21 protein-coding genes are annotated in these 25675 nt (G+C 69.1%); 13 read left to right on the plus strand and 8 right to left on the minus strand.

Features of this window, described 5'->3' with window-relative positions; all coding sequences use genetic code 11:
• Window positions 1-102: 102 nt before the first annotated feature.
• Window positions 103-1062, minus strand: a complete 960-nt coding sequence (locus GQ56_RS0129610; RefSeq protein ID WP_031402106.1) for an MBL fold metallo-hydrolase — start codon at window positions 1060-1062, stop codon at window positions 103-105.
• 177 nt (window positions 1063-1239) lie between these two features.
• Between GQ56_RS0129610 and GQ56_RS0129615 the strand changes: the two genes are divergently transcribed.
• A complete protein-coding gene (locus GQ56_RS0129615; RefSeq protein ID WP_031402107.1) occupies window positions 1240-2889 on the plus strand; it encodes an IclR family transcriptional regulator in 1650 nt (549 codons plus the stop codon).
• 246 nt (window positions 2890-3135) lie between these two features.
• Entirely contained in the window at window positions 3136-3279 is a 144-nt protein-coding gene (locus tag GQ56_RS39625) for a hypothetical protein (RefSeq protein WP_235212790.1), read from the plus strand.
• A gap of 451 nt (window positions 3280-3730) precedes the next feature.
• Here GQ56_RS39625 and GQ56_RS0129625 read toward each other — a convergent pair whose 3' ends face one another.
• Window positions 3731-4213, minus strand: a complete 483-nt coding sequence (locus GQ56_RS0129625) for an Lrp/AsnC family transcriptional regulator (protein ID WP_031402108.1) — start codon at window positions 4211-4213, stop codon at window positions 3731-3733.
• Window positions 4214-4497: 284 nt separating this feature from the next.
• Here GQ56_RS0129625 and GQ56_RS0129630 point away from each other — a divergent pair, with 284 nt between their 5' ends.
• On the plus strand, window positions 4498-5217 hold the full coding sequence (locus tag GQ56_RS0129630; RefSeq protein WP_031402109.1) for a LysE family translocator: 720 nt from the start codon (window positions 4498-4500) through the stop codon (window positions 5215-5217).
• A 34-nt stretch (window positions 5218-5251) separates the two neighbouring features.
• Here the strand turns inward: GQ56_RS0129630 and GQ56_RS44855 are convergent, their stop codons facing one another.
• On the minus strand, window positions 5252-5554 hold the full coding sequence (locus tag GQ56_RS44855; protein WP_152601898.1) for a hypothetical protein: 303 nt from the start codon (window positions 5552-5554) through the stop codon (window positions 5252-5254).
• Here GQ56_RS44855 and GQ56_RS0129635 point away from each other — a divergent pair.
• Window positions 5538-5969, plus strand: coding sequence for a YqaA family protein (locus GQ56_RS0129635; protein WP_031402110.1), 432 nt, complete (start codon window positions 5538-5540; stop codon window positions 5967-5969). The two genes, GQ56_RS44855 and GQ56_RS0129635, sit on opposite strands and share 17 nt — an antisense overlap.
• A 133-nt stretch (window positions 5970-6102) precedes the next feature.
• Here GQ56_RS0129635 and GQ56_RS0129640 read toward each other — a convergent pair whose 3' ends face one another.
• From GQ56_RS0129640 to GQ56_RS0129655, 4 genes are read right to left on the minus strand one after another with little or no spacing between them, the layout of a single operon-like run.
• A complete protein-coding gene (locus GQ56_RS0129640) occupies window positions 6103-7560 on the minus strand; it encodes an MFS transporter (RefSeq protein ID WP_063962877.1) in 1458 nt (485 codons plus the stop codon).
• 40 nt (window positions 7561-7600) lie between these two features.
• Window positions 7601-8623 (minus strand): cyclase family protein, encoded by a 1023-nt coding sequence (locus GQ56_RS0129645; RefSeq protein ID WP_031402112.1) that lies wholly within the window; start codon window positions 8621-8623, stop codon window positions 7601-7603.
• Between the two features lie 59 nt (window positions 8624-8682).
• Window positions 8683-9960: a CaiB/BaiF CoA transferase family protein gene (locus tag GQ56_RS0129650; RefSeq protein ID WP_034196713.1), complete on the minus strand. Its 1278-nt coding sequence runs from the start codon at window positions 9958-9960 to the stop codon at window positions 8683-8685.
• A gap of 18 nt (window positions 9961-9978) precedes the next feature.
• Window positions 9979-10728: an IclR family transcriptional regulator gene (locus GQ56_RS0129655; RefSeq protein ID WP_031402114.1), complete on the minus strand. Its 750-nt coding sequence runs from the start codon at window positions 10726-10728 to the stop codon at window positions 9979-9981.
• A 230-nt stretch (window positions 10729-10958) separates the two neighbouring features.
• On the opposite strand from GQ56_RS0129655, the gene GQ56_RS0129660 reads away from it, so the two are divergent.
• The 3 genes from GQ56_RS0129660 (at window position 10959) to GQ56_RS0129675 (ending at window position 14621) form a co-directional block, all read left to right on the plus strand.
• Window positions 10959-11867 carry an HpcH/HpaI aldolase/citrate lyase family protein gene (locus tag GQ56_RS0129660; protein WP_031402115.1) on the plus strand — a complete coding sequence of 303 codons (909 nt, stop codon included), beginning with the start codon at window positions 10959-10961 and terminating at the stop codon, window positions 11865-11867.
• Window positions 11868-12033: 166 nt separating this feature from the next.
• Window positions 12034-13107: a porin gene (locus tag GQ56_RS0129670; protein WP_031402116.1), complete on the plus strand. Its 1074-nt coding sequence runs from the start codon at window positions 12034-12036 to the stop codon at window positions 13105-13107.
• A 56-nt stretch (window positions 13108-13163) separates the two neighbouring features.
• Window positions 13164-14621, plus strand: coding sequence for an MmgE/PrpD family protein (locus GQ56_RS0129675; protein ID WP_031402117.1), 1458 nt, complete (start codon window positions 13164-13166; stop codon window positions 14619-14621).
• Window positions 14622-14666: 45 nt separating this feature from the next.
• Here GQ56_RS0129675 and GQ56_RS0129680 read toward each other — a convergent pair whose 3' ends face one another.
• Entirely contained in the window at window positions 14667-16337 is a 1671-nt protein-coding gene (locus GQ56_RS0129680; RefSeq protein WP_031402118.1) for an acyl-CoA synthetase, read from the minus strand.
• Between the two features lie 168 nt (window positions 16338-16505).
• Here GQ56_RS0129680 and GQ56_RS0129685 point away from each other — a divergent pair, with 168 nt between their 5' ends.
• From GQ56_RS0129685 to GQ56_RS0129710, 6 genes are all read left to right on the plus strand, one after another.
• Entirely contained in the window at window positions 16506-17261 is a 756-nt protein-coding gene (locus tag GQ56_RS0129685) for a Crp/Fnr family transcriptional regulator (RefSeq protein ID WP_031402119.1), read from the plus strand.
• Window positions 17262-17494: 233 nt separating this feature from the next.
• On the plus strand, window positions 17495-20662 hold the full coding sequence (locus GQ56_RS0129690) for an efflux RND transporter permease subunit (protein ID WP_031402120.1): 3168 nt from the start codon (window positions 17495-17497) through the stop codon (window positions 20660-20662).
• Window positions 20663-20698: 36 nt separating this feature from the next.
• On the plus strand, window positions 20699-21928 hold the full coding sequence (locus GQ56_RS0129695; RefSeq protein ID WP_031402121.1) for an efflux RND transporter periplasmic adaptor subunit: 1230 nt from the start codon (window positions 20699-20701) through the stop codon (window positions 21926-21928).
• 5 nt (window positions 21929-21933) lie between these two features.
• Window positions 21934-23445 (plus strand): efflux transporter outer membrane subunit, encoded by a 1512-nt coding sequence (locus tag GQ56_RS0129700; protein WP_034196841.1) that lies wholly within the window; start codon window positions 21934-21936, stop codon window positions 23443-23445.
• A gap of 28 nt (window positions 23446-23473) precedes the next feature.
• Window positions 23474-24169 (plus strand): heavy metal response regulator transcription factor, encoded by a 696-nt coding sequence (locus tag GQ56_RS0129705; protein WP_031402123.1) that lies wholly within the window; start codon window positions 23474-23476, stop codon window positions 24167-24169.
• Window positions 24166-25614: a heavy metal sensor histidine kinase gene (locus GQ56_RS0129710; protein WP_031402124.1), complete on the plus strand. Its 1449-nt coding sequence runs from the start codon at window positions 24166-24168 to the stop codon at window positions 25612-25614. Before GQ56_RS0129705 ends, GQ56_RS0129710 begins: the two co-directional genes overlap by 4 nt.
• Window positions 25615-25675: the final 61 nt, after the last annotated feature.

The following is a 25675-nucleotide window of genomic DNA, read 5'->3' on the forward strand; positions in this document are numbered from 1 at the left end:
GATCGGATACGGCGAGCGGGATGACGGCGGAAAGCCGCGGCCGCTCGCCGCTTCAGGAAACCGGCGGGACGCCGTGCCGGACGCCCCGCGTGCGCCAGCCGGTCAGTCCTGCAGCGCGGCCCACATTTCCTTGTCGCGCTGCGCCGTCCAGATGCGCGGGTGCGTGATGCCGCTCGCTTCGTCGAACGCGCGCGACACGTCGAACGGCAAGCAATGCTCGTAGATGAACACGTGGCCGAACTTCGGATCCATCGCTTCGCGCGTGAGCGCCATCGACGCCTTCAGGTCGAGCTTCTGTTCGACGGCCTTGCGGCCCTGCGCGAGCAGCGTCGTCACGAAATCCTTCGTGTAGTCGAGGCCCTTGTTCACGTCGGCCGGATTCAGCAGCGCGGGGCCGCGGCCCGGCACGAGCTTCTCGGCGCCGAGCGCGCGCAGCGCCTCGAGCGTGGCCGGCCACTGTTCGAGCTGGGCGTCGCCGCAGTAGCACGCGGCGTCGTATTCGACGAGGTCGCCCGAGAACAGCACCTTCTGCGACGGCAGCCAGACGATCGTGTCGCCCTTCGTGTGGCCCGAGCCGACATGCATGATCTTCACTTCGAGCTTGCCGAGGAACAGCGTGATCTCGCGCTCGAACACGAGCGTCGGCCAGGTCAGGCCCGGCACCGTCTCGACCCCGGCGAACAGGCGCGGGAAACGCTCGATCTCCGACTTCATGTCGGCCTCGCCGCGCTCGACGATCATTTCGTAGGTGCCGCGGCTCGCGATCACGTGCTGCGCGCCTTCGTCGAAATAGGCGGACGCGCCGAGCACGCGCACCGCGTGGTAGTGCGACAGCACGACATGCTTGATCGGCTTGTCGGTCACGCTGCGGATCTTCGCGATCAGGTCCTGCGCCATCGCGGGCGTCGCGGTCGTGTCGACGATCAGCACGCTGTCGTCGCCGACGATCACGCCCGAGTTCGGATCGCCTTCGGCGGTGTACGCGTAGGCGTTCTCGGACAGTTGCGTCCAGGTGACTTTCTTCTCTTCCAGATCGGCTTGAGAGGCAAATGCTTTGGCCATGTTGCGTTCCGTGGCTGCGAGCCATGTGTTGAGGGGAGTGAGCGGATCATCTTCCCGCGTCGATTATTTGTCAATGACAAAGTCACTTGCTATTGTCTAATACGGGTAAACCTGCGGGCTGGCGCGAGAAATGGCGTCGGATACCATGCGGGGTTTCGTCAACGGAAGAATCATCGCGTGCAGAATCACGAAGTCAGCGCGGACGACGCGCCGCCCAAGGCGCAGCGCGGCATCCAGAGTGTCGAGGTCGGCGGCCGGCTGCTCGACGCGCTCGCGCGCCGGCGCAAGCCGCTCGGCCTGTCGGAGCTGGCCGCGGCGGCCGACCTGTCGACCGCGCAGGCGCACACCTACCTCGTCAGCCTGACGCGGCTCGCGCTCGTGAAGCGCGACGCGATCACCGGCAACTACGAGCCGGGCCCGTTGTCGCTGCGGCTCGGGCTGATGTCGATCGAGCGACAGCCGGCCTATCGCGCGGCGCTGCCGCACGCGGCGCGGCTCGCGGAAACGGTGGGCTTCAGCGTCGCGCTGTCGGTGCCGGGCGCGCTCGGGCCGACGATCGTGCGCATCGAGCACGGCGGCTATCCGCTGCACGTGAACCTGCACGTCGGCTCGGTGATGTCGCTCGACACGACGGCGACCGGCCGCGTGTTCCGCGCGTTCGGCGATCCCGCGCAATGCGACGCGATGGCGGCCAGCCAGGCCGGCGCGGGCGACACGCTTGCCGGCGCGGAGCAGCCCGTGCCGGACGCCGGCGTGCCGCCCGCCGAACTCGACGCGATCCGCGCGCGCGGCATCGAGCGCGGCGTCGACCTGCCGAGCCCCGGTGTCAGTGCGATGTGCGTGCCGGTGTTCGACGCGGCGGGCAGGCTGCAGCTTGCGCTGACGGCGATCGGCTCGACCGGCTCGATCGATGTCGCCTGGGACGGCCCGATCGCGGCGGCGCTGCGCGACGCGGCACGGCAGGCCACCGCGTCGCTCGGCGCGGCGCACGACGCCGGGCTGCCCGCGCCCGCCCCGGCTCCGGCCGCCTTGCGCGTGCCGCCCGCGCTCGCCGACGATGCGAAGGCGCAGCGCGGCATCCATGCGCTCGACAGCACCGGGGAGCTGCTGCTCGCCCTGGTGTCGGCGGGCCGCGCGCTGCCGCTGCGCGATCTGGCGGCGGCGGCCGGCATGCCGGCCGCGAAAGCCTTTCCGCATCTCGTCAGCCTGCAGAAGATCGGCCTGCTGAGCCGCGACGACGCCGGCTGCTTCGGCGGCGGCCCGCTCGGGCAGGCGCTCGGCCTGATCGCGATGCAGCGCGTGTCGCCGACGCGCGATGCGGAAGCCGAGATCGTCGCGCTGGCCGGCGCGACCGACATGAGCGTGGCGACCGCGACGCTCGGGCCGCTCGGCCCGACCGTGATCCGCCTCGAGGAATCGGCGCGGCCGCAGCACGTGAGCCTGCAGGTCGGCACGGTGATGTCGCTCGTCAATACGGCGATCGGACGCATCTTCGCGGCCGGCATGTCCGACGACGTGCTGGCCGACCTGCTCGCCGACGAACCCGTGCGCCTCGCGGGCAACGCCGCCGCGCTGGCCGACGACGCGTTCCGCGCCCGGCTCGCGACGATTCGCGCCGACGGACTCGATTTCGCCTTCGACGCGCCGGTGCCGGGTATCGGGACGGTCGCCGCCCCCGTGTTCGACCACACGGGCAGCATCCGGCTGGTCATCGCGATCATCGGCTCGTCGCGCGGCTTCCCGCGCGGGCCCGACAGCGCACTCGCGCAGACCCTGCTCGCCGTGACGCGCCGCCTGTCGTGGCGGTTCGGGTGGATCGGCGGCTAAGCGCTACCCGTCACCACGGTCGCGCCGCGCCGCGCGGCGTGAACTCCCTAGACGATTCCATGCGAGGCCATGCCGGCGCGGCCTCGTCGCGCCTGGGCATCGCGCAAGGGCATCTGGCCCTCATGTTGCGAAGCAGCAACATAAAGTGTCAGTAATTCCCATATAACGAAATCGCATTTCACAAAGCGGAGACGTTTCGCTATGATTAGGGTTATCCCTAACTCGCCACCTATACGGGGCTTCGTCATGAAAACGTCTAATATTTCCGACCGTTCCACCGAATCCGCTGGCTGGCTCGCACGTATGGGCGAGCTGCTTGCGGAAGCCTGGGCGCTCCACCTCGAGAACTGCGAAGTCATCGCCGAAGCACACGCACGTCTGCCGCACTGAGCGGTACAGGCCGCCGGCCGGCGGCACGGGCCAGCATCCGGTTCCGCTTGCACGAACGCGCGCCATGAGGCCGCCGCGTCCGGGCATCGGCATGACGGGCAAGTCACGTGAAAACAGGCAGGAGTCGTCCCGGTTGACGGCGCTCGCAGTGTCTGGAGCGCGTCGGAGTCGATCGGGCGTAACGCCAGGACCGTCTTGAAGTCGATGCCGACGCCGATCGGCATCGGCGCGGCTTCGTTCCCCGCTCGACCGGGCGGGCTACGCACCGTCATCGGCCGCCGAACGGTTGCGTCGGCTCGTTTCCCAAAGAAGATTCATCCGTATTACCGGCCCTGACGCCGGAGCGCGCAATCCTGCGCGTTGCCTCCCGGCAAACCGTCTGCTTGGGCCGCGCCATCGCCCTCCATGCGCCGTCGTTCCGACAACGGCCGCGTACCCGCTCCCGCCCGCATCACACCTGAATCGACGGCACGTCCTTCATGCACCGCAGCGCAAACATCGAGCGGCTGTGGCGGATGCTCGAAATCTTGTACAACTTTTCGCGCAGGAAACGTTCGTAGCCGGCCGTGCCGTCCACCGCGACCTTGATCCAGTAGTCGTACTCCCCCGACACCAGATACGCCTCGAGCACCTCGGGCAGCGCGGCGAGTTCCTCGCCGAAGCGCGCGAGCGCGTCGTCCTCGTGGCGATCGAGCGTGACCTCGAGGATCACGATGTCCGCATAGCCCAGCTTCCGCTGGTTGACGAGCGCGACGTAACCGTCGATGTAGCCGTCCATTTCCAGTTGCCGCGTGCGGTTCCAGCACGCGGTGGTCGACATGCCGATCTGTTCGGCCAGTTCGGCGTTCGACAGGCGCGCATTCTTCTGCAGTGCACCGAGGATCTTGCGGTCCTGGCTGTCGAGTGTTTTCGGCGAGCGTTCGCGTGTGGCCATGACGAGAAGAACTTTCTACTGAAAACCCGGATTCTATCTGAACGACATTCCGGATTTGTGTCGGTTTGTGTGGAAAAGCGGAAGCCTTTTAATCCGACCCCTTGATATATTTTTCCCATGCCCGTTGCCCGGCACGCTCCCCGCGACAACCCCTTCGCACCGGGACGCCCGACCGCAATCACGAGTTGCGGAGCCGGCCAGCAGGCATGCGATTCCCCGCCGCCCGCGCGCCTATCCGGCCGCGCGGCCTCGGCGCCCGTGTTCCTGTTCCTGCCCTACCCGTCATGTCGTTCAGGCTTTACCTCTCGTTCCTCGCGGCTTCCGCCGTTCTCGTCTACGCCCCCGGCCCCGTCAACCTGCTCACGATGAACCAGGCGCTCCGCGCCGGCTGGCGCCGCGCGCTGCCATGCGTCTGGGGCGGCACGCTGGCCGTGCTGCTGCAACTCGCGCTGACCGCGCTGTGCCTCAATTCCCTGGTGGTTCTCGACGAGCGCGCGCTGACCGTGCTGCGCTGGGCCGGCGCGGCCTACCTCGTCTGGCTCGGTTGCAAGCAATGGCTCAGTCGTGCACCGGCCGTCGGCCCTGTCGCGTCGGCCGACTCAGCCGACTCAGCCGACTCAGCCGACTCAGCCGACTCGGTCAACTCGGTCAACTCGGTCAACTCGGCCCGGCCGGCCGACGCGCTACCGCCGACAACCGAGTCGCATCGCGCGCTGTTCTGGCGCGGCGTCGCGACCTCGGGCCTGAATCCGAAGACGCTGCTGTTCTTTCCGTCGTTCTTTCCCCAGTTCATCGTCCCGGGCGCCGGCTGGAGCCTGAACCAGCAGTTCCTGCTGCTCGCGGCGACGTTCGCGGTACTGTTCGCCGGCGGCGTGGCGTCGATGGCGCTGTTCTCGCACCGACTGAGCCGCGCGCTGGATCGCCCGGCGCGCATGCGCGCGATGAATCGCGTGACCGGCGGGCTGCTGGTCGGGATGGGCGCGATCATGGTCGGCTGGAACTGAACGGCCGGATCAACGGGCTTTTTCCCGGCAGCCGTCAGGTGCCTTGAACAAGCAGTCGATCGCCGAATGCGCGAGGTTCGCGGCCGTTTCGTCGTTTCGTCGTTTCGTCGTTTCGTCGTTTCGTCGTTTCGTCGGTCTGCCGTTTCGCCGGTCTGCCGGCCTGCCGGTCTGCCTGACGAAGTTTGTCACGCGCCGCCTGCAACGCCTGCAACGCCTGCTCGCGCCAGTCGGCCTGCGCGGCTGTCCCGCCCGCCTCGCGATCGACGCATTCGTGGTGCCGCGCGCCAGGGCGCCGGGTGCACGCCCGGTACAATCGCACGATGTCCGAATTGCTCACTTACGGCGGCCTGTTCGCCGTGTCGATGGTCGCCGCGACCCTGTTCCCGCTCCAGTCCGAAGCCGTGCTCGCCGGCCTGCTGCTCGCCGGGCGGGAGCCTGCGTGGGCGCTGGTGCTCGTCGCGAGCATCGGCAACGTCGCCGGCTCCGTGATCAACTGGGCGCTCGGGCGCGGCATCGAGCACTTTCGCGAACGCCGCTGGTTTCCCGTCAAGCCCGCCGCCCTCGCGCGCGCCGAGCGCTGGTATGCGCGCTACGGCCGCTGGTCGCTGCTGCTGAGCTGGGCGCCCGTGATCGGCGATCCGCTGACAATGATCGCGGGCGTGCTGCGCGAGCCGTTGCCGTCGTTCCTCGCGATCGTCACCGTCGCGAAAGTCGCCCGGTATCTGGTGATCGTGTGGCTCGTTCCAGGTTGACGCGCTACGCCTGAGCATGAGCTGAATGCGCGCCTGATTCCGAACGCGAGTCCGAGTCCGAGTCCGAGTCCGATCTCAAGCCCGAACGCGAACCCGATCCCGCAACACGCGTGCACAAGCCCACGCAGCCCGACTACCGCTGCCTCACGCGCACGGCCGGCCCGCGATACCGGCCCGGCGCACCGGACGCCTCCGACGACACTTCCGCGGGCGCCGCGATCTCGTCGAGCGAACGCCGGTTGGTGCGCGGCCCGAAGATCCCGATCGACAGCATCACGACCAGCATGCTCGCGCCGATCAGCGCGAACACCGCCGGCACGCCGAGATGCGCGAGGATCAGCGCGATCAGGTAGCTGCTCGCCACGCCGGTCAGCCGCCCGAACGAATGGACGAACCCCAGCGCGCGGCTGCGGATCGCGGTCGGGAAGACCTCGGCCTGATACGCGGTCGCATTGCTTGCGAGCGTCGTGTTGCAGAACGTGATCAGGATGCCGAACAGGATCACGGCGGCGACCGACGACGACATCGCGAATGCCGTCCCGAACAGCGCGACGCCGAACGCCGCCGCCACGATCAGCCACTTGCGCTCGATGCGATCGGAAAACAGGCCTGCCGCGAGCGGCGAAAGCGGATACGCGAACGCGATCAGGAACGCATAGAGCAGGCTCTGCGTCACGGGCGTGCCCCGCGCGGCCAGCAGGCTCGGCAGCCACTGGCTGAAGCCGAAGAAGCCGATGCTCAGGCACGCGTTGAACGCGATCAGCATCAGCGTCCGGCCGCGCAGGCCGGCATCCCACATCGACACCGCGCGCGCTGCGCCCGCCTCGCCCGCCGCGACGGGCGGCACCTCGGGCAACGGCCGGCCGTGCTCGCGCGCGACGCGCGCCTCGATCGCCGCCAGCACCGCCTCGGCTTCGTCCGCGCGGCCGTGCATCGCGAGCCAGCGCGGCGATTCAGGAATGCGCGATTGCAGCCACCAGACGATCACCGCGCCGCTGCCGCCCAGGAGAATCACCCAGCGCCAGCCGGACAGGCCGAGCGGCGCGCGCGGGATGAGCAGCCACGACGCGAGCGCGAGCACCGGCATCGCGAGATAGCCGATCGCGAAACACACGGCAAAGGCGCGGCCGCGCATGCCCTTCGGCACGAGTTCGGTGAGGTACGCGCCGATGGTGATCAGCTCGGCGCCCACGCCGATACCGGCGACCAGCCGGCACAGGTGGATGCCGATCGCGGTTTGCTGCACGCACATCGCGAGGCTCGCCAGCGTATAGAGCAGCAGCGAGCCGGTGAACACGGCGCGCCGCCCGAAACGGTCGGCCAGCCGCGCCACGGCGATTTCGCCGATGAACAGGCCGATGAACGTCGCCGCGCCGAGCGTCGCCTGGTCAGACAGGCCGAACAGGCCCTTCGCACCGACGTGGAAGATCCCGTCGCTAACGAGGCCGGCCGGCAGGTACGTCATCTGGAACAGGTCGTAGACCTCGAAGAAGCCGCCGACGCTCAGCATCAGCACGAGGCCCCAGATGCTGGCCGTCGGCGGCAGACGGTCGATGCGCGCCGTCACGGCAAGCGCGGTTGAGTTGGACATGCTGCTGTCTCCGGAAAGGAATTCGGGCGTCGCGCCGCGCTCAGACGGTCGCGACCGGATTGACCGGCGAGCCGACGAGGCCGCGCAGGTGCAGCGGCGGCGCCGTCAGCAGGAAGCGGTTGCGCCGGTGCTCGCGCAGCCAGCGCGCGAGCGGCGTGAGGTGCCACAACTCGCCGAGATGGATGCCGAGCTTGAAGAGACACAGTGCGTGCAGCGGCATCAGCGGCCCGCGTTCGGCGCGCGGCAGCGGCGCCCGCGGACGCTCCTCGACCGCGTGGTTGTCCGCGACCAGCGCCGCGAGCCCGGACGTGTCGATCCATTCGAGCAGCCGCGGATCGTCGCCGTCGAGCACGCAGCAGGCGCCGTGCACGTCCGGCGCGGGCCCCGGCCCCCGGGCCTCGAGCAGCAGGTCGGCGAAGCCGGTATGCAGGCAGACGATGTCGCCGCGCTCGACGACGACGTCGTCGGCCCGCATCGCCGCCATCAGATCCGCGTAGCCGACCTTGCGGCGCGCATCGCCGAAATGATGCCGCAGGTCGATCATCACGCCGCGCCCCTGCACGCCGCTCGCCGCCATGTGCTCGATGCCGAGCGCGCGGGCGCCGCCTACCGGCGCGCCGTCCTCCGGCACCCGCACGTGCTCGCCCATCCGGTAGCCGTTGTAGAACACGGCTTCCGCATCGCCGTCGCCATCCGCATCGAACAGGCTGCCGACGTGCGACAGCGCATCCCACTGGGTCGAGAATTGCGAATGCAGGCAGAATGCGTCGTCGCATACGACGTCCGTCGCATGCGCGACCTGCTCGTCCGCGCGATAGCCGAAGTACGGCTTGCCGTGCAGCAGCGCGGGCATGATCGCGGGCGGCCGCCGCCGCGCGTTGAGCCCCCCGCCGTGCGGCACGTCGAGCGGCAGGCTGAGCGAGAACACGCGCCCCTCGCGCACCTCGCGCACGCCCTCCAGCGTCTTCTGCGGCGTGAGCCAGTTCAGTCGCCCCTTCTGGTCGTCGTCGCCAAAATCGCCCCAGTTCGAGCCGGGCGGCCGGTGTGTCCAGCGCGGTTTCATGTCGAAAGTCTCCTCGATTGTCGTTGTCGCGGGCCGCTGACGCGCGGGCCCGGTCATCCTCATCCGTGACGGATCACCCCGCGTTCGGCAAGGCGCTCGAATTCGCGTTCGCCCAGCAACGGCTCGAGGATGTCGCGGTTGTTCTCGCCGAGCCGCGGCGCCGGCCGCCGGAACGTGCCCGGCGTGCGCGAGAAGCGCGGCGCGATGTTGTGCATCGGCAGCGTGCCGACGTCCTCGTCCGGTACATTCACCAGCGCTTCCCGCTCAATCACGTAGTGGTCCTGAACAACCTGGCTAATATCGTGGATCGGTCCGGCCGTCACGCCCGCCTCCTCGAAGAACGCGAGATTGTCGGCCAGGTCGCGCGCGGCGATGAATTCGCCGACGATTTCGTCGAGCCGCTGCGCATGCTGCACGCGCAGCACATTGGTGCGATAGCGCGGATCGTCCACGAGATCGGGCCGCCCGATCGCGCGAAACAGGCGCTCCGCCATCGTCTGCGTCGAACTCGACAGGCACAGCCACCGGTCGTCGCGCGTGCGATAGGCGTTGCGCGGCGCGGTGTTGGTGGAACGGCTGCCCGTGCGCGGCTTGACCTTGCCGGTCATCGCGTAGTTCGCGGCAGAAGGCCCGAGGATCGACAGCAGCGGTTCGAACAGCGACACGTCGATCACCTGGCCCGGCGCGTCGTTCGCGTCGCGCGCCCACAATCCGACCATCACGGCGATCGCGCCGGACAGGCCCGCCGTCATGTCGCCGAGAAACATCGGCGGCAACACCGGTTCGCGGTCGGCGAAGCCGTTGATCGCGGCAAAACCCGAATAGCCTTCCGCTAGCGTGCCGAAACCCGGCTTATGGCGGTACGGCCCCGTCTGCCCCCATCCGGAAATGCGCGCGATCACGAGCTTCGGCCGGATCGCCAGCAGCACGTCGGGGCCGAGACCCATCTGCTCGAGCACGCCGGGCTTGAAGCTCTCGATGAACACGTCGGCCTCACGCACCAGCGCCAAGACGATGTCGATGCCTTCGGGCGTGTGCAGATCGACGCACACGCTGCGCTTGTTGCGCCCGTACACCTTCCAGTTGGTGCTGATGCCGCCCGCGCCGACCGCGCGCAGCGTATCGCCCTGCTCCGGCTCGACCTTGATGACGTCCGCGCCGAAATCCGCGAGCTGCACGCTCAGCATGTTGCCGGCCATCAGCCGCGACAGGTCGACCACGCGCACGCCCGCCAGCGGGCCTTCGGCGTCCACGTCGAACTGGCGGCCGTGGAGCGGGCCGATCCGGCCCGCGTGGCCGGTTGGTTCGGTTTCGGCTTGCGCCAAGGGTTCCGACATTACGATTCTCCTGGTGGATTAATCCTGCAATTCGCCCTGCGGGCCGATCGCCGCGGGCACGCTGCCCGATACCGGCAAATCGCCGCCCAGCGTGTGGGTCAGTTCGCTCGCCGCGGCCTGCACGCGCGGCAGGTAATCGGCGAGCACCTTCTTGTTGAAGCGGTAGCGCGGCACGCCCAGCGAGATCGCGCCGGCCAGCGAGCGGCCCACGCCGAACACCGGGCAGGCGATGGCCGCGCTCTCCGGGTCGCGCTCGGCGATCGACACCGCGTAGCCCTGCTCGGCAACCTTGTCGTAGTCGCCGCCGCGCGTGCCGGAGAACGCGAGCAGGATCCGGCCGGCCGCCCCGGCCTCCAGCGGGAAGCGATCGCCTTCGCGTACGTAGGTGTGGACGGCGCGCTGCGCATACGCTCGGAACAGGCAGACGCGCTCGTTGCCGTCGCGCACGTAGAACGCCGAGGTCTCGGCGGTTTCCTCCGACAGCCGCGTCAGCAGCGGCACCGCGTGTTCGCGCAACTGGAACGACTCGCGGTACATCATGCCGAGATGAAACGTGGCCGGCCCGAGCACATAGCGGCCGTCGGGCATGCGCTTGACGAACTGGAACATCTCGAGCGATTCGAACAGGCGCAGCAACGTGCTCATGTTGAGCCCCGTCGCGTCGCTGACCTGCGCGAGCATCAACCCGTTCGGCGCATCGCCGAACGCCAGCAGCGCCGACAACGCGCGATTGACGGCCGAGACGCCGCCATCTGCCTGAGCATTCATACCTACCTCGCAAAGAAAAACCGGGCCGGACGGCGCCGCGGCACATCCGCACAAAAAACAAAAGTGACTTTCATTTTTATGGATGCCGACCTCCGTGTCAACAGGGAACGAAACAGGTCGCTCTCTGAACCCGCCCCCAATCGCCTTGTTTTTCCGGGTAAACATCGATATTGACGAACCATCACGATCCACGAAAAAATGAAAGTCACTTTCATTTTTAAAGATCGCTTATGAAAAACCTCGCCACCCACGCACCCGACTGGCGCTCGCTGCTGTACGTGCCGGCCCACGTCCCGCGCTTCGTCGACAAGGCCGCGACGTGCGGCGCCGACGCGCTGCTGCTGGACCTCGAAGACAGCGTGCCGGCCGACCGGAAGGCGCTCGCGCGCGACGCGCTGGCGGCGGCCGTGCCGCGCCTGAAGGCGGCGGGCAGCGACGTGCTGGTGCGGGTCAACGGGTCGCTACAACACCTGGCGATCGACCTGCGCGCGGCCGTGGCCGCCGGAGCCGGCGGCGTCGCGATCCCGAAAGTTCTCGGCGCGTCGCACCTCGAGGCCGTCGACGCGCTGCTCGGCGAACTGGAGGACGAACACGCCATCGCACACGGCGCGACCCGCGTGATCGCGATGATCGAGACGCCGGGCGCATTCGAGGCAAGAGCGCGGATCGCCCGCGCATCGTCGCGCATCGCCGCGCTGATGCTCGGCGGCGGCGATTTCGCGCTGCACTGCGAGAGCGACGCGAGCGCGGACGTGCTGAACGTGCCCAAGCAGTTGCTGGTCATCGCCGCGCGCGCGGCCGGCGTGCTGCCGCTGGGCCTCGCCGGCACGCCCGACTCGCTCGACGATCTCGATGCGTTCGCACGCATGGCGCAACGCTCGAAGGCCATGGGCTTCGCCGGCGCCACCTGCATCCATCCCGCGCAGGTGCCGATCCTCAACCACGCCTTCGCCCCGACGGATGACGAGATCCAGGCCGCGCAAACGCTGGTCGACGCATACGACGCCGCGCGCGCGGACGGGCTCGGCGCGCTGCGCGTCGGCGGAAAGATGGTCGACGCGCCGGTGGTCGAGCGCGCGCGGCGCGTGCTTGCGCGGCGCCGGGCGGTCATGAGCCGCGCGCAGGCCGCGCCGCGCTAGGCACCGGTTCGCACGCGGCACGGCCTCGTGGCCGCACGCGGCCGGCGGCCGCGCGGCCCCGCGGCGATGCGCGTCGCGGGCGCGGCACGGCGCGTCGCACGCCGGCTGTCGCGCAGATCCGCATGACCGACACCCAAACAACAACACCGAAAATCAGGAGACAACGATGAAAAAGAAGCTGGTCGCGCTGTGCGGCCTCGGCATGGCCTCGGCCACCGCGAGCGCGCAAGGCAGCCTGACGCTGTACGGCGTCGCCGATATCTACATGGAGTACCTCACGCACCAGAGCGCCGCCACGCCGGACGGCTCCGGTTCGCTCGTGCGGATGGGCTCCGGCGGCAAAAGCGGCTCGCGCTGGGGCATCAAGGGCGCGGAGGCGCTCGGCGGCGGCTGGCAGGCCGTGTTCCGGCTGGAAAGCACGATCAACCTCAACAACGGCACCAACTCCGGCGGCTTCGACCGCGCCGCCTGGGTCGGCCTGCAGCACGACACATGGGGCACGCTGCGCCTGGGCCGCCAGTACACGACGCTCTTCGACGTGATGGAACACTACTCGCCGACCGTCGCGTACTCGACGATCTACGAGCCCGCCGGCGCGATCGTCGGGCAGAACTTCCGCGAGAACAACATGGCGAAATACCGCGTGACCTACGGGCCGGTCGCGATCCAGGCGCACTACTCGTTCGGCGGCACGCCGGGATCGTTTCGCAGCGGCGCGGCCTCGGGGTTCGGCTTCGAGTACGCGGGGCCGGCGCTGTCGGTGGCCGCCGCCTACGACAACGTCAACGGCACGCTGCCCGCCGACATCACCCATTTCCGGCGCTACGCGGCCTCCGCGATCTACACGGTGGGCGTCGCGCAGCTGGTCGCCGGCTTCGCCCATGCGAACGGCAACGTCACCACGCCCGGCGTCGTCACGCGCTTCAATTTCTACTGGCTCGGCACGCGCTACATGGTCACGCCCGCGCTGCAGGTGATCGGTGCGTTCTACTACGAGGACATCGGCAAGCAGAATCCCGCGGCCGGCCAGCCGGCGCCCGACCCCGACAACCCGAAGCAGGTCACGGTGCAACTCAACTACGCACTGTCGAAGGCCACCACGCTCTACGTCACCGGCGGCTACGCATGGCGCGCCGCACTCGATTTCGACGACTACAACTACCACATCCTCAACTATTCGCTCGCGAGCAACCGCAACAGCTCGCTCGGCGTCGCCGTCGGCATGCGCAAGCTGTTCTAGCGCCGCCCGGCTTCCGTCCGCCCGTTTCACGACCTTTCTTCACGATGATCCACACCATGAACCGACGCCACTTCCTGTCCACCCTGACGAGCGCCGCCGTCGCGGCCGCCGTGCCGTTGCACGCCCGCGCGCAGACGCTCGCGACGCCCGACACCCTCGCCCAGCGGCTGGCGGATTACGCCGCCTCGCTGCGCTACGAGGATCTCGACGCGGCCACGGTCGAAACCGTCAAGTCGCACTTCATCGACGCGCTCGGCTGCGCGATCGCCGCCCACGACGAAGCGCCGGTCCGCATCGCCCGGCAGGTCGCGCTTGCGACGGGCGGCGGCGCGTCGACCCTGCTCGGCACCGCGCAGCGCACGACGCCCGACCTCGCGGCGTTCGCGAACGGCGCCGCGCTGCGCTATTTCGACCTGAACGACGCGTATGCGGGCAAGGAAACCGGCCACCCGAGCGACAACGTCGCGCCGTGCCTGGCCGTGGCGGAATCGCAGCGCAGCAGCGGCCGCGACCTGATCCTCGCGATCGCGCTGGCCTACGAGATCAATTGCCGCCTGATGGACGCGGCCGCGATCAGCCCGCGCGGCTGGGATCACACCTGCTACAGCCTGCCGGCCGTCGCGCTCGCGACCGGCCGGCTGATGGCGCTGACGCGGCCGCAGCTCGTGCAGGCCGTGAATCTCTCGATCAACGGGCACATGGCGCTCAACCAGACGCGCATCCAGGAACTGTCGAACTGGAAGGCGCTGGCCGACGCGGACGCCGCGCGCAACGCGATCTTCGCGACGCGCCTGGCGCGCGAGGGATTGACCGGGCCGTCGCCGATCTTCGAGGGCAATGCCGGCTTCTTCAAGCAGATCTCGGGCGCCTTCGACGTCGACCTGACGCAGTTCGGCGGACGCGGCGGGCGTTTCCGCATCAACGACTGCATCGTGAAGTACTACCCGGCCCAGGGGCTCACGCAGACGTCGATTCCGGCGGCGATCGAGGTCGCCGCGCAGGTCGGCGACCTCGGACGCATTCGCAGCATCGAGATCGCGACGACGCAGGTCGGCTACGTCACCGCGGGGAAGGACCGGCAGAAATGGGCGCCCGAGACCAGCGAGACCGCCGATCACAGCCTGCCGTACGTGGTCGCGCGTGCGATGCTCGACGGCGACATCACGACCGCGAGCTACACGCCGGCCGCACTGCGCGACCCGAAGCTGCATGCGCTGATCGAACGGATCACGGTCGTGGAAGATCCGGCGTTGACCGCGCGCTATCCGCAGTACGCGCCGAACCGCGTGACCGTCGTGACCGACGACGGGCGCCGGTTCGCACGCGAAGTCGACGACCTGCCGGGCTTCCCGCACCATCCGATGACGCGCGCCGATTTCGAAACCAAGTTCGCCCGGTGCGTGCGGCCCTACTGGAAGACGGCGCAGACCCGCCGCACGCTCGACTGGCTGTGGCACCTCGACGTGCAGCCGGACGTCTCGACGCTGCCCGCGCTGATGACGATCCGCGCCTGACCCGGGCCGGCCGCCGCGGCGCGCATGCAACCCGCGGGCTGCGGCTTACCGCGTCTTCCCGCCCGGCGTATCGCCGCCGGCCAGGTCGATCGCCTTCTCCGATCCGACCGCGGTGCGCAGCTGGAATTTCTGGATCTTGCCGGTCGACGTCTTCGGCAGCTCGCCGAACCGCACGGCCTTCGGCACCTTGAAGCCGGCAAGCAGCTGCCTGCAATGCGCGACGATCTCCTCCTCGGTCGCGCTCGCGCCTTCGCGCAGCTCGACGAACGCGCACGGCACTTCGCCCCATTTCGGGTCGGGCATCGCGACGACGGCCGCGACCGCGACGGCCGGATGCCGGTACAGCGCATCCTCGACCTCGATGCTCGAGATGTTCTCGCCGCCGGAGATGATGATGTCCTTGCGGCGATCCTTGATGCGGATGTAGCCGTCGGGCGTCAGCACGCCGAGATCGCCCGTATGGAACCAGCCGCCGTGGAACGCCTCGTCGGTCGCCTTCGGGTTCTTCAGGTAGCCCTTCATGCAGATGTTGCCGCGGAACATGATCTCGCCGAGCGTCTCGCCGTCGGCCGGCACCGGCGCCATCGTGTCGGGATCGAGCACCGTCGCGCCGGCCTCGAGGTGGTAGCGCACGCCCTGGCGCGCGTTGAGGCGCGCCCGCTCGTCGTCGGGCAGCGCGTCCCAGTGCGACTGCTTCGCGCACACGGTCGCCGGGCCGTACACCTCGGTCAGCCCGTACACGTGCAGCAAGTCGAAGCCGATCTCCTTCATCTTCGCGATCACGGCCGGCGCCGGCGCCGCGCCCGCCACCATCGCGTGCACCGTGTGGTCGATCCCCTCGCGGAATTCGGCCGGCGCGTTCGCGATCGCGCTCTGCACGATCGGCGCACCGCAGTAGTGCGTGATGCGTTCGCGGCGGATCAGGTCGAACACGGTCTTCGCGTCGAACCGGCGCAGGCAGACGTTCACGCCCGCGCGCGCCGCGACGGCCCACGGAAAGCACCAGCCGTTGCAGTGGAACATCGGCAGCGTCCACAGGTAGACGGCGTGCTTCGGCATGTCCCATTCGAGGAGGTTGCTGATCGCCGCGAGATACGCGCCGCGATGGTGGTACACGACGCCCTTCGGGTCGCCGGTCGTGCCGGACGTGTAGTTCAGCGCGATCGCGTCCCATTCGTCGGCGGGCGGCGTCCACGCGTAGTCGGCGTCGCCGCCGGCGACGAACGCCTCGTAGTCGGTCGCGCCCGCGAAGCGCGCGGGATCGGCCGGCATCGCGTCGGCCACGCTGACGATCTTCAGGCCCGGAATCTCCAGCGCCGCGCGATGCGCGAATTCCGCGTATTCGGTATCGACGATCAGCACCTTCGCCTCGCCGTGACGCAGCATGAACAGCACCGACGGCACGTCGAGCCGCGTGTTGATCGTGTTCAGCACGGCGCCGGCCATCGGCACGCCGAAGTGCGCCTCGACCATCGCCGGGATGTTCGGCAGCATCGCCGCGACCGTGTCGCCGCGCTCGACGCCGATCCGCGCGAGCGCGCTCGCCAGCTGCTTCGCGCGCGCATAGGTCTCGCCCCAGGTGCGCCGCACGTCGCCGTGCACGATCGCGAGGCGTTCGCCGTAGACTTCGGCCGTCCGGACCAGGAAGTCGAGCGGGGTAAGCGGTACGTAGTTGGCGTCGCGGCGGCCGAGTCCGGCCTCGAACATCTGCGTCATGATCGTGTCTCCCATGTTCCGTCGACCGGAGCGCCTCCACCCCGGATCGTTTTGATGTGGTTCAATTGCCGACAGCCTAACGGGCGCTATTGTGAGCCGTCTGTCATCGAAACGACAGAGTGCCGCCTGCGCGCTGCGCGTTATCCCTATCCTCGCAAACCCTCGTCCATGCACGACCCTCTCGTTGCCCCGCCCGACCCGACCGCCCGCCCGGCCGTCGCCGTCTCCGAACCGGACCCGCTGCCGGCGCTGTCGACGCTGTTCGGCCAGTGCGCGTGGTTCCGCACACTCGCGCCCGAACACCAGGCGCTCGTGCTCGCACAGTCGCACGTCACGCAATGCGAGGCCGGCGACGTGATCGCGCACCGGCTCGCGCCGTCCGAGTACTGGATCGGCGTGCACCGCGGGCTGCTGAAGCTCGCGATCTTCAACGTGTCCGGGCGCGGCTGCACGTTTTCCGGCGTGCCGTCGGGCGGCTGGTTCGGCGAAGGCAGCGTGATCAAGCGCGAACTGCGCAAGTACGAGGTCGTCGCGATCCAGCGCTCGTCCGTGCTGTTCGTGCCGGTCGACACGTTCCATGCGCTGCTCGACACGAGCCTGCCGTTCACGCGCTTCGTGATCCACCAGTTGAACAACCGGATGGGCGAGTTCATCGCGTCGATCCAGAACAGCCGGCTGCTCGACGTCGACGCGCGCGTCGCGCAGGCGCTCGTGCAACTCTTCAACCCCGACCTGTACCCGGACACCGGCCCGTCGCTGTCGATCTCGCAGGAGGAGCTGGGGATGCTGGTCGGCGTGTCGCGGCAGCGGATCAACCAGGCGCTGCAGCAGCTCGAGAAGCTCGGCGCGCTGCGGCTCGCGTACAACCAGATCGAAGTCGTCGACCTGGGGGCGCTCGCGCGCGTCGGGATGGAGCAGATCTGAGCGCGGCGCGGACCGACGGACGGAAGCGTCGCCGCTGCAGCGCCTGCGTCCGGTATCGCGGCCGTTTTCCGGTCGCCGCGACGCCGTGCATTTCCTCTGCCGAATCGTTGTCCGGCGGTCGCGCCCCTACCTGACAAATCTGCCAGTTTCGCGCCAGTAACCCGTTCCGCCCCGACGCCTATCATTCGGGTTCCGTTCACCGACGCCTGATCACCGCCTGTCCCGCTGCCTCCATGTGGATCGTCAATCTTGCGCTCAGGCGCCCCTACACGTTCATCGTGATGGCCATCATGATCGTGCTGGCCACCCCGCTTGCGCTGATGCGCACCCCCGTCGACGTCTTGCCCGCGATCAACATTCCCGTGATCAGCGTGATCTGGAATTACACCGGCTTCTCCGCCACGGAGATGACGAACCGCATCACGGCCGTGCATGAGCGGATCCTGACGACGACCGTCAACAACATCCAGCACATCGAGTCGACGTCGCTGCCCGGCATCGCGGTCGTCAAGGTATTCCTGCAGCCGGGCGCGAACGTGCAGACGGCGATCGCGCAGACGGTCTCGTCCGCGCAGGCGATCGTGCGGCAGATGCCGCAGGGCGCCACGCCGCCGCTCGTGATCACCTATTCCGCGTCGAGCATCCCGGTGATCCAGCTCGGGCTGTCGAGCACGACCCTCAGCGAGCAGTCGCTCGCCGACATCGCGCTCAACTTCCTGCGGCCGCAACTGATCACGATCCCGGGCGCGCAGATCCCGTTCCCGTACGGCGGCCGCACGCGCGTGGTGGCGATCGACCTCGATCCGCAGGCGCTGCTCGCGAAGGGCCTCACGCCGGCCGACGTCGTCAACGCGGTCAATGCGCAGAACCTCGTGCTGCCGACCGGCACCGCGAAGATGGGCCCGACCGAATACCGGATCGACACCAACGCGTCGGCCGACACGGTCGCCGACATCAACAACCTGCCGATCCAGACCGTCAACGGCGCGACGACCTACCTGCGCGAGGTCGCGGCCGTGCGCGACGGCTTCGCGCCGCAGACCAACGTCGTGCGCCAGAACGGCCAGCGCGGCGTGCTGGTGTCGATCCTGAAGACCGGCGACGCGTCGACGCTGAAGGTCGTATCGGACCTGAAGGCGCTGCTGCCGAAGGTGATCCCGACGCTGCCCGAGGGGCTCACGATCACGCCGCTGTTCGACCAGTCGGTGTTCGTCGACGCCGCCGTGCAGGGGGTGATCCACGAGGCGCTGATCGCCGCCGTGCTGACCGCGATGATGATCCTGCTGTTCCTCGGCAACTGGCGCAGCACGCTGATCATCGCGATCTCGATTCCGCTGTCGATCTTCACGTCGCTGATCGTGCTGGCCGCGCTCGGCGAGACCATCAACATCATGACGCTCGGCGGGCTCGCGCTCGCGGTCGGGATCCTGGTCGACGACGCGACCGTCACGATCGAGAACATCGAGCGCCACCTGCACCTCGGCACCGGCCTGCACGACGCGATCCTCGAAGGCGCGGGCGAGATCGCGGTGCCCGCGTTCGTGTCGACACTGTGCATCTGCATCGTGTTCGTGCCGATGTTCTTCCTGACCGGCGTCGCGCGCTTCCTGTTCGTGCCGCTCGCGGAAGCGGTCGTGTTCGCGATGCTCGCGTCGTACGTGCTGTCGCGCACGCTGGTGCCGACGCTCGCGATGCTGCTGTTCCGCCCGCAGCAGGCGAGCACCGGCCCGGATCATTCGACGTCGCACTTCGCCCGCGTGCATCATGCGTTCAACAACTCGTTCGAGCGGCTGCGCGCGTGGTACATCGTGCTGCTCAGCATCCTGCTGGTGCGGCGGCGCTTCTACGCGACCTGCTTCCTCGGCTTCTGCGTGCTGTCGACCGGCCTCGTGTTCGTGCTCGGCCGCGACTTCTTCCCGAACGCCGATTCCGGCAACATCCGGCTGCACATGCGCGCGCCGACCGGCTACCGGATCGAGGAAACCGCACGGCTCGCCGACCAGGTCGAACGCACGATCCGCGAGGTCGTGCCGCCCGACGAACTCGGCACGATCGTCGACAACCTCGGGCTGCCGGTGAGCGGCATCAACCTGTCGTACAGCAACGCGGGCACGATCGGCACGCTCGACGGCGAGCTGCTGATCGCGCTCAAGCCCGGCCACCGCGCGACCCAGCACTACGTGCAGACGCTGCGCACGCTGCTGCCCGAACGCTTCCCGGGCGTCGAGTTCTTCTTCCAGCCGTCGGACATCATCACGCAGATCCTCAACTTCGGGCAGCCGGCCGCGATCGACGTGCAGGTGCTCGGCAACGATCTCGCGAGTAACATGGCGATAGCGAGCAGCCTGATGAAAAAAGTCAGGCAAATCCCCGGCGCCGTCGACGTGCACGTCCTGCAGCGCAACGACGAGCCGACCCTGCTGGCCGACATGGACCGTACGCGCATGCAGCAGCTCAACCTCTCGGCGCAGAACGTCGCGCAGAACATGCTGATCTCGTTGTCCGGCAGTTCTCAGACCACGCCGTCGTTCTGGATCAACCCGAAAACCGGCGTCCAGTACCCGCTGCAGATCCAGACCCCGCAATACAACATCGCGTCGGTCGACGATCTGCTCGGCACGCCGATTTCGGCGAGCGGCCGCGCGGGCACGCCGCTGCAACTGCTCGGCAACCTCGTGCAGGTGCACAGCGCCGCGAATCCGGCCGTGATCACGCACTACAACATCCGCCCGGCGATCGACCTGTACGTGAGCGTCGAGGGCCGCGACCTCGGCTCGGTCGCGGGCGAGATCGAGCGCATCGTGTCCGACGCGCGCGCGACGCTGCCGCGGGGCACCGACCTGACGATGCGCGGGCAGGTCGAGACGATGCGCACGTCGTACATCGGCCTCGGCGCGGGCGTCGCGATGGCGATCGTGCTCGTCTACCTGCTGATCGTCGTGAATTTCCAGTCGTGGCTCGATCCGCTGATCATCATCAGCGCGATGCCGGCCGCGCTTGCCGGCATCGCGTGGATGCTGTTCGTCACCGGCACGCACCTGAGCGTGCCGGCGCTGACGGGCGCGATCATGACGGTCGGCGTCGCCACCGCGAACAGCATCCTGGTCGTGTCGTTCGCGCGCCAGCGTCTCGCGGCCGGCGCGCCGCCGCTCACGGCCGCGCTGGAAGCCGGCGCGACGCGGATCCGGCCGGTGCTGATGACGGCGCTCGCGATGATCATCGGGATGGTGCCGATGGCGCTCGGTCTCGGCGAAGGCGCCGAGCAGAATGCGCCGCTCGGCCGCGCGGTGATCGGCGGCCTGCTGTTCGCGACCGTGTCGACCCTGCTGTTCGTGCCGCTGGTGTTCGGCGGCGTGCACGCGCGGCTGGCCCGCCGGCGGGCGCGCCAGGCCGGACACTGACTTTCGCCCCATTACCCGGTTGAATTGGTTGAATTCATGGAAGAGAAACATCACAGCTCCGTCGGCATCCAGGTGGACGAACACGGCATGCACCTGCCGACCCGCACGTCGGTGTCGCGGCGCGGCCGGGTCGTGCTGATCGTGATCGGCGTGCTGCTGGCCGCCGGCGCCGCCCGCACGATCGTCGTCGATCTGCTGAATCGCAACCGGCTCGACGCGATCGCCGAGCAGAACACGCGCCAGTACGTCAACGTCGTGCATCCGGTCGACGCCGCCACCGGCGGCAAGCTGACGCTGCCCGGCACGCTGCGCGGCTTCGTCGAGGCGCCGATCTTCGCGCGCGCGAACGGCTACGTGCTGCGCTGGCAGGCCGACATCGGCGCGCACGTGAAGCAGGGGCAACTGCTCGCCGAACTCGACACGCCCGAGCTGAACCAGGAGCTTGCGCAGGCCACCGCGCAACGGCAACAGGCGCAGGCCTCGCTCGCGCTCGCGAAGACGTCGTTCGACCGCGCGCAGCAGTTGCGCCAGCGCGACGCCGTATCGCAGCAGGAACTCGACGACCGGCAAGGCGCGTTCAACCAGGGCACCGCGAACCTCGCCGCGGCCGATGCGAACATGCGCCGGCTCACCGAGCTGAAGGGCTTCCAGCGGATCGTCGCGCCGATCGACGGGATCGTCACCCAGCGCAACGTCGACGTCGGCGATCTCGTCAGCTCCGGCAACGCGGGCCGCTCGCTGTTCACGGTCGTCCAGGCCGACCGGCTGCGGCTGTACGTGCAGGTGCCGCAGGCGTACGCCCAGCAGGTGAAGGTCGGGCAGCACGTGAGCGTCGCGCAGGCCGAGCTGCCGGGCCGGACGTTCGACGGCACGATCACGCGCACGTCCGAGGCGATCGACGTCGCGACGCGTTCGCTGCAGATCGAGATCACGCTGCCGAACCCGGACGGCCGGCTGCTGCCCGGCGCATACGTGCAGGCGACGCTGCCGATGACGCCGGTCGGCCGCCTGCAGGTGCCGTCCAACACGCTGCTGTTCCGCGCCGAAGGGCCGACGGTCGCCTCGGTCGACGCGAACGGCCAGGTCCGGCTGAAACCGGTGACGGTCGTGCGCACGATCGGGCAGACGCTCGAAGTCGACGGCCCGCTCACGCCGAACGACCGCCTCGTCGCGAACCCGAGCGATGCGCTCGCGAACGGCGACCAGGTGATCGTGGCCGCGCAGGCCGCCAAGCCCGCATCGGGCGCCGCGGGGGCGAAGTCGTGATCGCCGTGCGCGTTCGCCGGCGGCCCGCCGCCGTTGCCGTATCGGCCGCCCTCGCCGTCGCGGCCGCCCTCGCCGGCTGCACCGTCGGCCCCGACTACCGGCGCCCCGACGTCGATACGCCGGCCGCGTGGCGGCTCGACCCGGCCGACGCGTACTGGCATCCGGCCGCGCCGGCCCATGCACCGCTCGACCCGGCCTGGTGGACCGCGTTCGGCGATCCGCAGCTCGACGCGCTGGAAGCCGAGGCGTTGCGCAACAACCAGAACCTGAAGGCCGTCGCCGCGCGCTACGACCAGGCGAAGGCGACGCTCGCGTCGGTCGCGTCGGCGCAGTATCCGGCCGTCGGCCTGAACGCGGGCGGCCAGCGCTTCAAGATCTCGGCCGACCGGCCGCAAACCAATTACGCGACGCCGAACGCGTCGACCGTGCAGAACGACATCCAGCTCGGCGCGAGCGTGAGCTACGAGCTCGACCTGTTCGGCCGGGTGCGCCGCAGCGTCGAATCGGCGCAGGCGAGCACCGAGCAGGCACACGACGATTTCGCGAACGCGCGCCTGGTGCTGACCGCCGATCTCGCGTCGAGCTACTTCGCGCTGCGCGAATTCGACACCGAGATCGACGTGGTCAAGCGCTCGATCGACCTGCAGCAGAAGGCGCTCGACTACGTGAGCGCGCGGCACGACCTCGGCGCGGTGTCGGGCCTCGACCTGCTGCAGCAGCGCGCGCAGCTCGACGCGACGCGCACGCAGGCGCAACTGCTGCTCCAGCAGCGCGTGCAGGTCGAGACCGCGATCGCGACGCTGGTCGGCACGCCGGCCCCGGCCTTCTCGATCGCGCCGCGCGTCGTGCCGATCAACGCTCCGGCGCTGCCGACCGGCCTGCCGAGCGACGTGCTGCAGCGGCGTCCCGACGTCGCGTCGGCCGAGCGCGCGATGGCCGCCGCGAACGCACAGATCGGCGTCGCGCGCGCCGCGTATTTCCCGCGCATCGCGCTGTCGCCCGATATCGGCTGGGATGCGACGCGCTTCGCGGGCCTGTTCACCGTGCCGGCGTTGCTGTGGTCGGTCGGCGGCTCGCTCAGCCAGCCGCTGTTCGAGGGCGGCAAGCTGAAGGCCGGCGTCGATTTCGCGCAGGCGGGCTACGTCGCCGCGCAGGCCAGCTACCGGCAGACCGTACTCACCGCGTTCCAGGAGGTGCAAAATGCGGTCACGGGATTGTCGGTGCTCGCCGAGGCCGCGCAGCAGGCCGCGGCGGCCGTCGACGACGCGCGCAAGCTCGTGTCGCTCGCGCAGGACCGCTACGCGGGCGGGCTGACACCGTTCATCGACGTGCTGACGGCCGAACAGCAGTTGTTGACGAGCGAGCGGCAGGCCGTGCAGATCCAGGGCCAGCGCGCGGCGCTCGTCGTGTTTCTCGCGAAGGCGCTGGGCGGCGGCTGGGAAGCGCCGGCCCCGGGCGGCGCCGCGCCGGCCGAGGTCGCCGCCGCGGCGCCGGCTGCTGCGCCCCCGAGCCCTTAACCGGATTACCCGGACAACGGATTCGAACATGAAAGTCCTGATCGTCGAAGACGAACCGAAAGTCGTCGAATACCTGAAGAGCGGCCTGACCGAGGAAGGCTGGGTCGTCGACACCGCGCTCGACGGCGAGGACGGCGCATGGAAGGCCGTCGAATTCGACTACGACGTGGTCGTCCTGGACGTGATGCTGCCGAAGCTGGACGGCTTCGGCGTGCTGCGCGCGCTGCGCGCGCAGAAGCAGACGCCCGTCATCATGCTGACCGCGCGCGACCGCGTCGACGATCGCGTGCGCGGGCTGCGCGGCGGCGCCGACGACTACCTGACCAAGCCCTTCTCGTTTCTCGAGCTGATCGAACGGCTGCGGGCGCTGACGCGCCGCGCGCGCGTGCAGGAATCGACGCTGATCTCGATCGGCGATCTGCGGGTCGACCTGATCGGCCGCCGCGCGACCCGCGACGGCGCGCGCCTCGACCTCACGGCCCAGGAATTCCAGCTGCTCGGCGTGCTCGCGCGGCGCAGCGGCGAGGTGCTGTCGAAGACGACCATCGCCGAACTCGTGTGGGACGTGAACTTCGACAGCAACGCGAACGTCGTCGAGACGGCGATCAAGCGCCTGCGCGCGAAACTCGACGGCCCGTTCGCGGACAAGCTGCTGCACACGATCCGCGGCATGGGCTACGTGCTCGAGGCGCGCGAGGACGGCGACACCGAGAGGCCGGCATGAAACGCTCGATCGTCCTGCGGCTCTCGGCGATGTTCGGCATCGTGTCGCTGCTCGTGTTCACGCTGGTCGGCTGCGGGCTGTTCGTGATGATGGAGCGGCAACTGTTCGCCGAGCTGCGCGCCACGCTCGACACGCGCACCAAGGTCGCCGAGATGATCGTGTCGCACGCGCTCACGCCCGAGCGCGGGCGCCTGATGCAGGAGAAGCTCGCCGACCTCGAACCGCCGGACGGCTCGACGCGCTACCAGGTCGACAGCCCGAACCCGGACTTCCGCTTCGGCAAGCCCGTCAACGGCGTGCCCGTCGGCGCGCCGTTCGGCGCGTTCCAGCGCTACGCGCTCAACGACAGCACCTACGACGTGATGACGAAGACCGTCACCGTGCCCGGCAACGGCGCGCGGCCGACGCTGAAGCTGATCGTCGCCAGCTCGTGCGAGCGCACGCAGCGGATGCTGCGCCGCTTCGGCTGGACGCTCGCCGCCCTGATCGCGATCGCGACGGTCATCACGCTGCTGCTGAGCCGCGCGGTCGCCCGCTTCGGGCTCGCGCCGCTCGACCGGCTGTCGCAGGACGCATCGGACATCAGCCTCGCGAACCGCCGTCAGCGGCTGCAGACCGACGCGCTGCCGGCCGAGCTGCGCGACCTGGCCGCGTCGTTCAACGGCGCACTCGAACGCATCCAGCAAACCTACGCGCGGCTCGAGGCGTTCAACGCGGACGTCGCGCACGAGCTGCGCACGCCGATCAGCATCCTGATCGGCCAGACCCAGGTCGCGCTGACCAGCCGCGACCGCTCCGTCGAGCGGATGCAGCAGACGCTGCAGTCGAACCTCGAGGAATTCGAGCGGCTGCGCGTGATCATCAACGACATGCTGTTCCTGTCGCGCAGCGACCGGGGCGAACGCGCGACCGACCTGAAGGACGTGTCGCTCGCCGACGAGGTGCGACGCATGCTCGACTTCCTCGAAATCCCGCTCGACGAAGCGCAGTTGCACGCCGAGTTGCACGGCGACGCGCGCGCGGCCGTCGATCCGTCGCTGTTCCGCCGCGCGATGACGAACCTGCTGATCAACGCGATCCAGCATTCGGCGCCCGGCGCGACGGTCAACGTGACGATCACGCGCCGCGACGCACGCGTGGAGATGGCCGTCTCGAACCCGGGCGAGCCGATCGACCCCGCTCGGCGCTCGCACGTCTTCGAACGCTTCTACCGGCTCGAGGAAGCGCGTGCGAACAGCAAGGAGAACCACGGGCTCGGACTGTCGATCGTCAAGGCCGTGGCGGAAATGCACGGCGGCAGCGTCTTCGTCGCGTGCGCGGGCGGCATCAACACGTTCGGCTTCTCGGTGTCGACCCAGCCGTACGCAAGCGGCGCGCTTCGCCCGGCCGGTGCGGCCGCGCCGGCCGACGCGCGGCCGGCGCACGCGCCGCGCGCCCTGCACTGACCGGCGGCGGGCCCGCGCCGCCGAGGGCAGTTTTCTTCAATACGGGACGATGCGGCTCCCG

Source organism: Burkholderia paludis (assembly GCF_000732615.1).
Taxonomy (GTDB): Bacteria; Pseudomonadota; Gammaproteobacteria; order Burkholderiales; family Burkholderiaceae; genus Burkholderia; species Burkholderia paludis.